Below are 12,345 nucleotides of genomic sequence, written 5' to 3' on the forward strand. Positions count from 1 at the left end.
CATTTCGTATCGCTCCCTGTATCGCTCGCCAAGCGTGTTGTTGTTTTTAGTGCTCCACGTGCAATTGTTTGCTACCAATAAAATAGCCTTCGCCACAGGGCGAAGGCTTTAACCTCCATTAAACATGCTCAGTTAATTGCGAAACGCATCCGGGTAGACGGTCAGATCCACGCCCCACAGCAGTGGCAGCATGAAATACACGGCCGCCACGATCAGCAACAAAGCGATGATGTTGAGCCAGAACCCGTTGCGCACCATTTCGATGATGGTGATCTTGCCGGTGGCGAAGATGATCGCATTGGGCGGGGTGCCCACCGGCAGCATGAAGGCACAGTTGGCGGCCATGGCGGCGGGCACCATGAGCACGAAAGGATGCACATTGAGCGCCAGTGCCAGGGAGGCCAGTACCGGCAGGATCATGGTGGCGGTTGCGGTATTGGAGGTAATCTCGGTGAGATAAAGTACCATGGCCGTGGACAGCAGAATCACCAGCAGGAAGTTGACCCCTTCCAGAACGCTCATCTGATCGCCCATCCAGGCGGCAAGACCGGACGCGTTGAAGCCGGCAGCAATCGCCAGGCCACCGCCGAAAAGAAGCAGGATGCCCCAGGGCACGTCTTTAGCGATGTCCCACCCCAGCAGGCAGCCACCCTTGTTTTTCGAAGGAATCAAAAAGAGCAGGATCGCTGCGGCAATCGCAATCATGGTGTCGCTGATGCCAGGGATGTTGATGATCTGACCCTGCCACAAGAACGACCGAGTGATCCAGAAAAACGCCGCCAGCAGGAAGACGCCAAGTACCGCTTTCTCTTCGAAACTGGTGCGGCCCAGGGCCTGCATCTCTTTTCTGATCAGCGCCTTGCCGCCGGGCAGGCTGCTCAGCTTCATCGGGTAGATAAACCGTGTCAGCATCAGCCAACCGATGAACAAGAGTGCCACCACGACCGGAAAGGCAAACATCAGCCAGCCGGCGAACGAGATTTCATAGCCGAACAGCTCGCTGACCACCGCCGCCAGAATGATATTGGGCGGCGTACCGATCAAGGTACCCAGACCCCCGATGGTCCCGCCATAGCCCACGCCGAAAATCAGCGCCTTGCTGAACTTGTCCACTTCGACGCTGTGATCGCCCTCGGTCTTGTTGAGCTCCTGGGTGACCTGATACACGATGGCGGTACCGATGGGCAGCATCATCATGACCGCGGCAGTATTGGAGACCCACATCGACAAGAAGCCGGTGGCGGCCATGAAGCCGAATACGATGCTGTTGATGCTGGTACCGAGCAACAAGATGATGGTCAGCGCAATACGCTTGTGTAGATCCCACTTTTCCATGGCCAGCGCGATCATGAAGCCGCCCAGAAAGAGAAATACGATGGGATTGCCATAGGCGGCGGTCACGGCGCTGCCTTCAAGCGCCCCGGTAATCGGCAGCAGGACAATAGGTAACAGCGAGGTCACCGGGATGGGGATCGCTTCGGTGATCCACCAGACCGCCACCCATAGCGTAACGGCCAGCACCATGCGACCTTCAAAGCTTAAATCCTCAGGCCGGAAGAACATGACGATCAGGGCAAAAAGCAAAGGCCCCAGCACAAGGCCGATCGTCTGTGCCTTGTTGTAGGCAGGCGGACGTGGCTCGTTATCGGGCGAGGTATTATTGGGTGAACCGTTACTGGGCTCCTGGGTCCCACCGGAACCGCCTTGAGAACCCCCAGGAGCGCTTGAGGTAGGCAGCGCGCAGAGGAGAAGATTCTTGGCCTGGTGATGATAGTGCCAAAGCTGGCCCCAGAGCGTGTAAGTGGCAGTTCTAAGCATAGAGCAGTACCGCTTGCAGTCGAGTGAACATAAAGGCGCGTCGCCGCAGCGGGCCTTACGAAGTCGCTAAAATAGCGAGGCTGATTTTAGTGGGCCCTTTATTCACTGCATGCCGGTATTAGTCCAGCGAATTAACTTGGTTTACGACCAAAGTCTAACAACTTTAGTTGAACACGCCTGGTTCAGGACTGCATCTGTTCGCGATATCTGACGAGGCATAAAAGCCTGGAATCCAGCGACCTTACCCGTAACACGGCCGCTTCATGACAGTTTCATGTGCCTGAGATTAACTTTCTGTATAACTTTCATGAACCACAAAAACGCGACATGGTCTATACTTTCGCGAAATCCTAGAGAATGCCTGTACAAGCACCGGGATTTTGAAAAGTAGTCATTCGAGGGGGTTGTCCACTAGACCTAAGCTCAAGGAGTTAAGATGATACGCCAACATCTTTTCAATGAGGCCCAGCCAGGAAGCCCGGAGCATCTTGAAAAATACCTTAACGAACAGAAAGTTAGAAGAGAAAAAGAGAGCCACCCAGACCTGCTCTGGCTGACCGCCGCCTCGTTTTCTGCTGGCTGTCTGGCCACGCTGGCTTTCGTGGTACCGCTTTAAAAGCTCGTTTCTTCAATGAAAACCCTGCCTTCCAAGGCAGGGTTTTTTTATAAATGATGCTTTTTCAAATCCAATGAAATTGACCATTGATTCTCTCTAAGAGGTGTATTACTGTGAAGAAGTACAAGACGCGTATAAATAAATACTTGAAATTGAGTATCAGCATTCACAAGGAGTGGTGGCATGCAACGATTCAAACTGGAAAACATCTCTGAAGCAGGTCTTCAACTGGCGATTCAAGAGCTTCGCGAAGAACTGTTCGACACCCCCGAGTGCGATTTCACCATCGCCAAGATGCTCAGCCATTGTGGCCATTTCGAAACAGCGGAACGTCATCTGGATGAGATGCTCTTGAAGTGGGGCTCCTCGCCGGATGTAGTGGAACTGACCGACAAGGGTTACGCCATGGTCGATGCGATGAGCGCTACCGCGAAAGCCCAGAAAACCAGCATCCCGGCGGCTGCCAAGCAGACCCGCGCCGTTGAAACCGAAGCAGCTGTTGCATAACGCTCAGCGCTTGACCGCTCAGGCACAGCCTACTTGATGGCTTAGCCCTGAATTATTGACCGTACGCTAAAACGGCTTGCTTTCCTGATGAAAGCAAGCCGTTTTTCGTTGCCCCGGACGTATGCGTTATTTTACATCGGGTACTATTCACCAACTGACAATTACCACTTACCACTTACCACTTACCACTTACCAGGCACCAGAAATCAAACCCTAGGCACACGCCGCATCCAAGCGCCTGCGCCATATCGCCCTTCTTTCCTACCCCCTGACCTTTTTCGTTAAATTGCTAACGTTTTTTACGATCAGACCCCGTGCCCGCGTCTCTACTGCTAGAATACCCCCCTGTTCGCGGGCGTCGAGCACCAGTTCAACGCCCCCCTTATGACTGACCAAGAGCTCTGCAATGATTGCGACTGCCCAAGCGGCGTTTCGGCCTCTTCTACGGCTGAGCCTTATTTCCCAAATTCTTATTGGTATCGTGGCCGGCGTACTGCTGGCGCTTTGGGTGCCGGCGGCCGCATCCCGCGTCGCTCTGCTCGGCCAGCTGTTTATTGCCGCCTTGCAGGCGGTGGCGCCTATTCTGGTCTTTGTGCTGGTCATGGCCGCCATTGCCGCGCATCGCCAGGGTCGGCCCACCCGGATTCGCTCGGTACTCGGGCTGTATGTGGCCGGCACATTGATTGCCGCACTGATCGCGGTGGCCGCGAGTTTTTTACTGCCGACCGAGATTGCCCTGAATGCTCCGCAAGTGGATGGCAACCCGCCAAGCGATATCCTGAGCGTGCTGCGTGATCTATTGCTCAATGCGGTGGTCAATCCCGTAACGGCCTTGATGGAAGCCAACTTCATCGCCATTCTGGTCTGGGCGGCGGGGTTGGGCCTTGCGCTGCGCCAGGCAAGCGACACTACTCGTCAGGCGCTTTCTGACCTTTCCACGGCGGTGACTCGACTCGTCACATTGGTCATTCGCCTGGCGCCGCTGGGTATCTTTGGCCTGGTGGCGGGTACGCTGGCGGAGTCGGGGCTCGCGGCTCTTCTGAATTATGCCCAACTACTGGGCGTTATCGTGGGCTGCATGGCGGTGGTGGCGCTGCTCAGCAACCCTCTGCTGGTCTATCTCGTGACCCGGCGAAATCCTTACCCCCTGGTCTGGGCCTGTCTTCGCGGTAGCGCCATCACGGCGTTTTTCACACGCAGTTCAGCGGCCAATATTCCGGTCAATCTGGAGCTTTGCCGTCAGCTGGAGCTGGACGCCGATACCTATTCGGTCTCGATCCCGCTGGGGGCGACCATCAACATGGGCGGCGCGGCCATCACCATTACCGTCATCACCCTGGCCACGACCCACACGCTGGGTATCAGCGTCGATTTCCCTACCGCGCTGTTACTGTGCATCGTGTCGGCGCTGGCCGCCTGCGGGGTCTCGGGTGTGGCTGGCGGCTCGCTGATGCTGATTCCCATGGCAGCGAGTCTTTTCGGCATTCCCACAGAAGTTGCCATGCAGGCGGTCGCCATCGGCTTTGTGATCAGCGTGGTACAGGACGCCACCGAGACCGCACTGAATTCATCGACGGACGTGCTTTTCACCGCTGCCGCCAGCCGGGCGTACACAAGACATGTGTAGCGCAGTCTCTCTTCTACCTTGAGCATCTCTTGAACGCCGGGTTGACGACCCGCCGTTCTTTATATAGAACGTCCTCTATAGAGAACCTTCGAGCATGGAAATGAACGAGCAGACACTGCGCACCCTGGGCAGGCATCTTCAAACCCTTCGTCAGGCACGCGGGCTATCGTTGAGCCAACTGGCAAGCGCGGCGGGCATGGCCAAATCCAACCTCAGCCGATTGGAGCAAGGCAGTGGCAACCCGACCCTGGATACGATCTGGCGGCTGGCGCTACAGCTGGAAGTGTCTTTTGGTACGCTGGTCGCGCCCATCAACGAGACGCTTGACGATGACGGTGTGCAGGTGCAACTGATCGAACAAGGCGCAGGCCCGCCCCCGGTAGATGCCTACTGGATGCGCTGCGCGCCTCAGACCGAACGACGGGCCGAAGCTCACTCGCCGGGCGCAAGCGAAACGCTTTTTCTGATAAGCGGTAAGCTCGAGGCAGGCGCAGACGGCGCGCTGAGCACACTGCTACCCGGCGACAGCCTGAGCTTCAAAGCCGATCGGCCGCATCTTTATCGCACCCAGGACGATAGCGCCTCCCTGCTCATTACCGTGACCTATCACTAACTAAAGGCCCGACTGATCATGCGCCAGCCTACCCACCGCCACGACCGCCCCCGCTTTTCCTGGCGCGCTGCATTACAGGGCGTACAAGAAGGCATTCCTTTGCTGGGAGGCTATGTGCCGGTCTCGCTGTCTTTTGGCCTGGTGGCTTCCCAGGCCGGGTTCACGACCTGGGAGGCGGCGGTGATCTCGACGCTGCTCTACGCCGGCGCGTCTCAGTTTCTGTTTGTAGGCATGGTCGCCACAGGCGCACCGCTTTGGCTGGTGGTGCTCTTGACGCTTTTGATCAACGTACGCCACGTGGTGTATGGCCCCAATCTGGCCGCGCTTTTACCCCGCAGCCGTCATTGGCCCTGGCTGATGCACGGATTGACCGATCAGGTCTTCGCCCTGGCGCTGACCCAGCTTCCCCAGGTCAGGGAAGCCGACCGCTTTGGCTGGTTCGTGGGGGCTGCGCTGATGGCCTGGGCCGCCTGGATTCTGGGCACGGCGGTTGGGTCGGTGGCCGGTGAGACGGTCACCAGCTACTGGCCGCTGCTGGGGGAGATCATGCCCTTCGCCCTGCCGGCGCTCTTTTTGACCATGACCGCTCCACGTTTTATCGATCTGCGCTGGTCGCTGGCCTTGAGCGCCACGGTGCTTACTGCCATGACGCTGGCCCTGACCGGTGCCAGCAACGTAGCCATTCCCCTTGCCGCGGCCTGCGGAGCGCTTTGCTTTTATACGGTGCGCTTTTCCCGAAGGGGGCACGCATGAGCGCCGCCCTGTGGCTGGCCGTCGTGCTCTCGGCGCTGGGTACGCTGTTGATGCGCGTGGTGCCGTTTCTGTGGATGCAGCGCCGTCTGAATAAAAGCGAAGGGCCCAGCGCAATGCCGGCGTGGCTTGCCATTCTGGGGCCGCTGATGATCGCTGCGGTCCTAGGGGTGTCGATCGTACCGGTCAATCCGAGCGCCGTTTCCTGGGTCGCCACCGCCCTGGGCTTGCTCACCACACTTCTGGTGTGGCGCCGATTGCGCTCGCTCGGCTGGCCGGTAGCCGCGGGGGTCGCGGTATTCGGCGCGGCGGTATTTCTATCTGGCGTTATCCTGCCTGCCTGACGGCCCCCCTTGACGCAAAAACCCCACCCCCGTTCGAGGGTGGGGTTTGGCGCTAGCGTTCTATCACGGCTTGGCTACCAGGATTTCACTGACTCCCAGAGCCTTCCTGCCCGCCTTTTCTAGCACGAACGCTTGCGCCGGCGCCAGAGCAAAAAGCCCAGCAGCGCGATGATCGCAACGCCGGCTGCTACCATGCCCGCCCGGGCCAGCAGCAGCAGGTCTGAGTCCGCCCCGCCGGCGCGCAGCTCGGACACCCGCGCCGTTTCCATGGTGACGTCGCTTTCGCCGAACTCACTCATCAGGTAGTTGGTGACCTCGGCCACCTGCCCATCGTCGAGCTCATCGGCAAAGCCGAGCATGCCCTGGCGGTGCTCGGGCCAGACACCTTCAAGCACGACCATGGCGACGTTATCCGCGTTGGGTTTGTCGAGCACCGGATGACCGGCCAGCGGGGGCAAACCGTTCAGGCCGCTGCCATTGGGGGCGTGGCAGGCCGCGCACTGGTCGCGGTAGATCCGCTCGCCGGGACCGATATCCGCAAGCGCAGCCGGGGTATCGTCATCCATGAGCTGGCCGATGTTAGAAAAGTCGGCGTTGTCGCTGCCCTCTTCATCCGCTACCCCGGCCTGCGCACTGGCTTCTTCGCTCTCGCCTTCCGGCAGCAGGTAGACCGCGATCGCTTCGATGTCGTCCTCCAGCATGCGCGAGAAGCTCAGGTCGATCGCCTCGAGCATCGGGCCGGCGGCGGTGGCGCCGTTGTCGGCGTGGCCGGTGCGCAGGTAGTCGACCAGCTGGCTGCGACTCCAACCGCCAATGCCGCTTTCCGGGTCATCGGTGATATCCGGCGCGTACCAGGTACCCAACGAGCCGCCGCTGAGCGCCTGGCCGGACTTCTCGGCCATCAGCAAATTACGCGGCGTATGGCAGGTACTGCAGTGGGTGGCGCCTTCAACGAGATAGGCGCCGCGGTTCCACTGCTCGGAGCGCTCCGGGTCCGGCTCGAAGGGGCCGCTGTCCAGAAACAGCACGTTCCAGGCCGCCATGGAGAAGCGCAGGTTGAACGGGAACGGCAGCTCGGTTTCCGGCGCAACGTCATCGGAGGGCGCTACGTCGTGCATGAAGTAGGCGTAGAGCGCCTCGATGTCGTCATCGGTGAGCTTGGCGTAGGCGGTGTAGGGCATCGCCGGGTAGAGATGCCCGCCATCGGCGCGCACGCCTTCGCGCATCGCACGGGAAAACTCGTCGAGGGAATAGCCACCAATGCCCGCATCCGACGGCGTGATATTGGTGGTAAAGATAGTGCCCAGCGGGCTCTCGATGGGGTGGCCGCCGCTAAACGCCGGCCGGCCCGGCTCCGAGTGGCAAGCGGCGCAGTCGCCGGCGATGGCCACCGCTTCGCCGCGCTGGATCAGCTCGCGGCTCGGCTCATCCGTCTGGGCCATGGCGACACTCGCAAGGCCGCTTGCGGCCAACAAAAGCCCTGCCTTGAGGCGATTATCCATGCTGCGTCTCCTCCAGAATGCGGTCCGCCGTGCGTAGCGTCAGCGCCGCCGCGGTCAGGGTGACGTTGCAGGTACCCACGGTGGGCATCACGCCGGTGCCGACCATGAAGAGGTTTTCATGATCGTGAGCGCGGCCCCACTGGTCGGTCACGCTGGTAGCCGGGTCGTTGCCCATGGAGAGCGTGCCGGTGATGTGCTGGCGGTTGGAGAACGCGCCGCTGCGGCTGTGCTTGATGTTGGTGCCCCCCAGCATTTCGGCGATGCGGTCGTAGTGCTCGCGGGTCACTTCGGTGCCGCGCTGCTCGTACTCGCCGATGCTCCAGTGCATGCGCGGCGTGGGCAGACCCAGGGCGTCGCGCTTGTCACTCAGGGTGACCCGGTTGTTCGGGTCCGGCAGCTGTTCCATGGCGTTCTTGATTCCCAACCGGCGGGCGGCGCGGTAGCGTACCTGCTCTTCCAGCTCGCGGCCGTGGTAGCCCTCATTGATCAACTCCTTGGTGACCGTCGCGACCTTGGAACCGTTGGAGATATCGATCCGGAACGGCGCGTATTCAGTACGGAAATCGCCGTCGCGGAAGTTGCCGATCGAACACGGGCTGACCGGGCCGCGGCCGGGCCAGATCGGCTCGTCGACATCGAAGTTGATGCCAATCGCCGGGTGGTCGCAAAGATTACGCCCGACGTTGTCACGCACGTTGGCGATGCCGCTTTCGAACGTGTCGCTTGACGACATCAACAGCAGCTTGGGCGTCTCGATGGCGTTGGCGGCCAGCACCACGGTCTGGGCGGTGACCTTGTGGCTCACCTTTTCCCAGTCAAAAAAGTGCACCGCGCTGATCCGGCCTTCGCTGTCGTGTTCGAGGTTGTAGACCACCGCCTCGGTGATGATCTCGACCCCTTCCCGCTCGGCTTCCTGGGCGGCGATGCCACCGTGATACTGGGCGTCGATCGGGCAGATCGGCATGCAGTTGTTGTTGCCGCAGCACGCCGGGCGGCCGTCGAAGTTGCGGCTGTTGCGCGCGGTGGAGTCGTCGATGACGCGATAATCCGGCGCCAGCCGCTCGGTGACCCGCTGCTGCAAGTAAGAGGCCGGCACGCGTTCCATGGGATAGGGCTTGGCCCGCGGCGAGCCGTTATCCGGCTCGCCGCCGGTGCCGGTGATCACTTCCACCTGGTAGTAGTAGTCCTCGAGATCGTCGTAGCTGATCGGCCAATCCACGCCGACCCCGTAAAGGCTTTGGGTACGAAAATCGTTGGGCACGAAGCGCCACATCTGCGCCGCCCAGTGCCAGGAGGTGCCGCCCAGCATGCGAATGTACTGGGCGTTGTAGGGGTGCGGCCCGGCCTGATCCAGGTAGTCGTTGGCGGTGGGCGAAAAGCGCGGGTGCGGGGCCATCTCCGAATAGGGGTACGGCGCCATGTAATCGGACTTGAAGGCGGACTCGCGGTAGTTCTGAACCAGCTCGCCGCGGCCCTTGCGGGGGCCGGACTCCAGCAGCAGCACGGAGCGCCCGGCCCGAGCCAGACGGGTTGCGAGTAAGGAACCACAAATGCCCGCACCGACCACGACGACGTCGGCGATTTTATCGTTACTCATGGAAATCACTTGTTCTCTTGACTAAGCGCTACGGCGCCCGGTGCCAGCTTCCGCAGGGACCGTAGGAAAAACTCGAGGGGACCAGCTTGTCAGCGACAATCTGGTTGGAGAGCGAATTGAGGTAGGTGACGTAGACCGTCTGCTCGCCGGTGCCGACCACGCCGGTGTACCAGCCACTGAGCATGTAACGAGCCGTGGCCTCTTCCACCGCGTACTTTTCGCCAAAATCGAGGCGCGGGGCCTGGAGCAGTTCGAGCCGCTCATCGAGCAGCGTCTTCAGACGCGCCAGGTGCTCGGTAAAGTCGTCGAGTGCGAGCTTGGATGCCTGTACCAGGGCGCTTGCGAGGTTTTCGTCGAGCGCTTCGCGCTGGACAAGCGCTCGTGAGACTTCGAGAAAATCGTCCACCTCGTTGGCGGAGGCGCCCTGCGGCCCGGCCAGGGCCTCGGGCACTGTCAGCCAGCGCCCCGCCACGCCCGTAAGCGCGAAGCCGCCGGCCATTTGAATGACGCGGCGGCGAGAAATAGTTGCCATGTTTGTTCCCTTGCGTACCCGTCGCCGCTATCAAGTAACGGCGGCAGTTGACCACCTTGCGGCTAAACCAGCGTGCCGATCATTGCTTAACACGCTATCAATCGGCGCGGATTATACCTTAGTCGCATGCTTGCAGCACGTTTTATCCTGTTGATATGGCAGCCATGGTAGTCAGCAAGGCGTATCGGCAATACGCTAGCCTGGATCGAACACCTTGCCCGTTCGTTTCATGTCAGAATGAAACAGCTGGCATTGGGCACGACCGTTTCGCTTGGCGCAGTACATCGCCATATCGGCGCAATGGAGCAAATCACTCTCGTTGTGCGCATGGTCGGGGTAGATACTCACGCCGACGCTCGCACTGATGGCTTTTTCGTGGCCATCCAGCAAGCAGCGTCTGGCCAAGGCCGCCAGAAGCTTGTTTGCCACGCGTAGAGCGCTCTGAGCATTTTCGATTTCACTTAAAAGCACCACGAATTCATCACCGCCCTGGCGGCAGACAGTATCGGTGGTACGTATGCTGGAGCTCAAACGCTCGGCCACTATCTGCAAGTAGCGGTCCCCCCGCGCGTGCCCTGAGGTGTCATTGATGGATTTGAAATGATCGATATCCAGGTATAAAAGCGCCATCTGGTGCTGGTGACGCTTTGCATACCCCATGGCGCACGACAGACGATCGGCAAACAGAAAGCGATTCGGCAACGACGTAAGAGGATCGTGCTGCGCCTGGTAAGCAAACTTGGCAGTACGAGAAAGCGAATGACACGCGTCATGAAACACCACCACGGCCCCCACGACCTCGTCATGGCGGTTATGGATAGGCGCGGCGGAATCCTCTATCTCCAACAATCGGCCATCACGCCGCTTGAGCATCGCATTAAGAGCAAGCTCTATCGGGCGATTTTCTGCCATGGCCCGCGATGCCGGATTAATGATACTCTGGTATGTCTGGTTATCCACCAAGGGTAGAATCTGCCCCAGGGACCTGCCAAAAGCTTCCTTTCTTGACCAACCGGTCAGCTCTTCGGCCACGTTGTTGAGATAGGTCACGTGGCTATGGAGATCCGTAATCAGCACCGCATCACGAATCGAATTCAGCGTCGTATAGGCCCAGTTTTCTTCCGTATGCAGTACGGTATCCACGTCAAACCCTATGTCACTCGCCATTATTCTCTGACGCTCTATTTCTTGCCCTCGCCCGCTTTTGCACTCACCGTCCATCATGACTTCTTTCTCCGTGTATAGCCTTGTCCGGGATGCATCCTTTTATTGACCACCGTTGCCACGCTCGACGCGCGATTGTTTTACTTTTCTCTTCATTCTAGAACTTTTCTGAGTTTTCTTTATTTTTCATCAACGGTGTATCAAAGCACTCGATGCCCATAGCGCACATCAATTACCTTAGTCAACACCTAAAATCACGACCGTGCGTTAGCGCACATATCCATCCGTCATATCGCCATGCGCCAATATTTTCAAAGCCTCTTGCCGATGATTGATTGCTAGCAATACCCGTAAAGTAAGCTTATGTTCGTGAACGCACAGATTTTCTCGATCAGACTCTTATACTCTCACAGGGCGCTGTAGGCCCAGGATATCGATATTACAAAATCACCCGCAAACCATTGATAAAAAAGGCAAATTTTAAATTTTGCCGACCGCCCGCCGTATCTTGGCAAGCTAAATAGGGAGTATCGAATGCAGAAACCGCATCCATTTAACCAAAATGGTTTGCTTGGTTTGATCCCAGAAGAAGAGCTTGCTCATTTAATACCGCATCTTGAGGAAGTATCACTAACGCTGGGCCAGTCGCTTCACGAATGTGGCCAGTCAATACATCATGCCTACTTTCCCATCGATGCCATCGTTTCATTGCTCTGCGTGATGGAAAGTGGTGCCTCTACCGAGATTGCCGTCGTGGGTCATGAGGGCGTGGTGGGTATCTCGCTTTTCATGGGTGGAGAAACCACGATCAGTCGCGCGACCGTTCAAAGCGCGGGGCGGGCTTATCGATTGAAAGGACCGTTGCTGAAACAGGAATTCGACCGGGCCGGCTCGCTGCAGCACTTGGTGCTTCGCTACACACAAGCGCTCATGACGCTGACGGCACAGACCGCCGTATGCAACCGCCACCATAGCGTGGATCAACAGCTATGTCGCTGGCTGCTGCTAAGCCTTGACCGGCTGTCGGGAAACCAGGTGATCATGACCCAGGAGTTGATTGCCAACATGCTAGGTGTTCGCCGCGAGGGCGTGACGGAATCGGCAGGCAAGCTTCAAAAGGCCGGCTTGATTTCATACAACCGCGGTCGCATCACCATTCTGGATAGAGCCGGGCTGGAAGCCCGTGTTTGCGAGTGCTACTCGGTCGTTAAAAACGAGTACGAACGACTCCTAAAGCACATTTGAGAACTTCTTCAGGAAAGCTCTTGGGAAAAG

Annotated in this window: 12 protein-coding genes; 7 read left to right on the forward strand and 5 right to left on the reverse strand. The window is 58.7% G+C overall.

Features of this window, described 5'->3' with window-relative positions; genetic code table 11:
• Positions 1 to 132 precede the first annotated feature (132 nt).
• Positions 133 to 1,818, reverse strand: a complete 1,686-nt coding sequence (locus ACWF8S_RS12725; RefSeq protein WP_447553698.1) for a DASS family sodium-coupled anion symporter — start codon at positions 1,816 to 1,818, stop codon at positions 133 to 135.
• Positions 1,819 to 2,254: 436 nt separating this feature from the next.
• On the opposite strand from ACWF8S_RS12725, the gene ACWF8S_RS12730 reads away from it, so the two are divergent.
• The 6 genes from ACWF8S_RS12730 (at position 2,255) to ACWF8S_RS12755 (ending at position 6,275) form a co-directional block, all read left to right on the forward strand.
• Complete coding sequence (locus tag ACWF8S_RS12730; protein ID WP_447553700.1) at positions 2,255 to 2,434, forward strand: hypothetical protein; 180 nt, start codon at positions 2,255 to 2,257, stop codon at positions 2,432 to 2,434.
• 183 nt (positions 2,435 to 2,617) lie between these two features.
• Entirely contained in the window at positions 2,618 to 2,941 is a 324-nt protein-coding gene (locus tag ACWF8S_RS12735; RefSeq protein ID WP_447553701.1) for a hypothetical protein, read from the forward strand.
• Positions 2,942 to 3,347: 406 nt separating this feature from the next.
• A complete protein-coding gene (sstT, locus tag ACWF8S_RS12740; protein WP_447553702.1) occupies positions 3,348 to 4,568 on the forward strand; it encodes a serine/threonine transporter SstT in 1,221 nt (406 codons plus the stop codon).
• A 100-nt stretch (positions 4,569 to 4,668) separates the two neighbouring features.
• Positions 4,669 to 5,181 (forward strand): helix-turn-helix domain-containing protein, encoded by a 513-nt coding sequence (locus tag ACWF8S_RS12745; protein WP_447556596.1) that lies wholly within the window; start codon positions 4,669 to 4,671, stop codon positions 5,179 to 5,181.
• Between the two features lie 18 nt (positions 5,182 to 5,199).
• Positions 5,200 to 5,934: an AzlC family ABC transporter permease gene (locus ACWF8S_RS12750; protein ID WP_447553703.1), complete on the forward strand. Its 735-nt coding sequence runs from the start codon at positions 5,200 to 5,202 to the stop codon at positions 5,932 to 5,934.
• Positions 5,931 to 6,275: an AzlD domain-containing protein gene (locus ACWF8S_RS12755; RefSeq protein WP_447553704.1), complete on the forward strand. Its 345-nt coding sequence runs from the start codon at positions 5,931 to 5,933 to the stop codon at positions 6,273 to 6,275. Before ACWF8S_RS12750 ends, ACWF8S_RS12755 begins: the two co-directional genes overlap by 4 nt.
• Positions 6,276 to 6,394: 119 nt before the next feature.
• Here the strand turns inward: ACWF8S_RS12755 and ACWF8S_RS12760 are convergent, their stop codons facing one another.
• The 4 genes from ACWF8S_RS12760 to ACWF8S_RS12775 all read right to left on the reverse strand — a co-directional run bounded on the left by ACWF8S_RS12760 (position 6,395) and on the right by ACWF8S_RS12775 (position 11,073).
• Positions 6,395 to 7,777 (reverse strand): c-type cytochrome, encoded by a 1,383-nt coding sequence (locus tag ACWF8S_RS12760; protein ID WP_447553705.1) that lies wholly within the window; start codon positions 7,775 to 7,777, stop codon positions 6,395 to 6,397.
• Complete coding sequence (locus ACWF8S_RS12765) at positions 7,770 to 9,374, reverse strand: GMC family oxidoreductase (RefSeq protein ID WP_447553706.1); 1,605 nt, start codon at positions 9,372 to 9,374, stop codon at positions 7,770 to 7,772. The genes ACWF8S_RS12760 and ACWF8S_RS12765 overlap by 8 nt, the downstream gene beginning before the upstream one ends.
• 28 nt (positions 9,375 to 9,402) lie before the next feature.
• On the reverse strand, positions 9,403 to 9,906 hold the full coding sequence (locus ACWF8S_RS12770) for a sugar dehydrogenase complex small subunit (RefSeq protein WP_447553707.1): 504 nt from the start codon (positions 9,904 to 9,906) through the stop codon (positions 9,403 to 9,405).
• Positions 9,907 to 10,101: 195 nt separating this feature from the next.
• Entirely contained in the window at positions 10,102 to 11,073 is a 972-nt protein-coding gene (locus ACWF8S_RS12775; protein WP_447553708.1) for a diguanylate cyclase domain-containing protein, read from the reverse strand.
• 531 nt (positions 11,074 to 11,604) lie between these two features.
• On the opposite strand from ACWF8S_RS12775, the gene ACWF8S_RS12780 reads away from it, so the two are divergent.
• Entirely contained in the window at positions 11,605 to 12,315 is a 711-nt protein-coding gene (locus tag ACWF8S_RS12780) for a Crp/Fnr family transcriptional regulator (RefSeq protein WP_447553709.1), read from the forward strand.
• Positions 12,316 to 12,345 lie beyond the last annotated feature (30 nt).

The organism is Vreelandella xerophytica (assembly GCF_968048975.1).

Bases quoted from the DNA above. Each gene is read 5' to 3' on its own strand.
- ACWF8S_RS12725 (WP_447553698.1), bottom strand. From the start codon at position 1,818: ATGCTTAGAACTGCCACTTACACGCTCTGGGGCCAGCTTTGGCACTAT.
- sstT (WP_447553702.1), top strand. From the start codon at position 3,348: ATGATTGCGACTGCCCAAGCGGCGTTTCGGCCTCTTCTACGGCTGAGC.
- ACWF8S_RS12770 (WP_447553707.1), bottom strand. From the start codon at position 9,906: ATGGCAACTATTTCTCGCCGCCGCGTCATTCAAATGGCCGGCGGCTTC.
- ACWF8S_RS12765 (WP_447553706.1), bottom strand. From the start codon at position 9,374: ATGAGTAACGATAAAATCGCCGACGTCGTCGTGGTCGGTGCGGGCATT.
- ACWF8S_RS12730 (WP_447553700.1), top strand. From the start codon at position 2,255: ATGATACGCCAACATCTTTTCAATGAGGCCCAGCCAGGAAGCCCGGAG.
- ACWF8S_RS12760 (WP_447553705.1), bottom strand. From the start codon at position 7,777: ATGGATAATCGCCTCAAGGCAGGGCTTTTGTTGGCCGCAAGCGGCCTT.
- ACWF8S_RS12775 (WP_447553708.1), bottom strand. From the start codon at position 11,073: ATGGCGAGTGACATAGGGTTTGACGTGGATACCGTACTGCATACGGAA.
- ACWF8S_RS12745 (WP_447556596.1), top strand. From the start codon at position 4,669: ATGAACGAGCAGACACTGCGCACCCTGGGCAGGCATCTTCAAACCCTT.
- ACWF8S_RS12780 (WP_447553709.1), top strand. From the start codon at position 11,605: ATGCAGAAACCGCATCCATTTAACCAAAATGGTTTGCTTGGTTTGATC.
- ACWF8S_RS12755 (WP_447553704.1), top strand. From the start codon at position 5,931: ATGAGCGCCGCCCTGTGGCTGGCCGTCGTGCTCTCGGCGCTGGGTACG.
- ACWF8S_RS12750 (WP_447553703.1), top strand. From the start codon at position 5,200: ATGCGCCAGCCTACCCACCGCCACGACCGCCCCCGCTTTTCCTGGCGC.
- ACWF8S_RS12735 (WP_447553701.1), top strand. From the start codon at position 2,618: ATGCAACGATTCAAACTGGAAAACATCTCTGAAGCAGGTCTTCAACTG.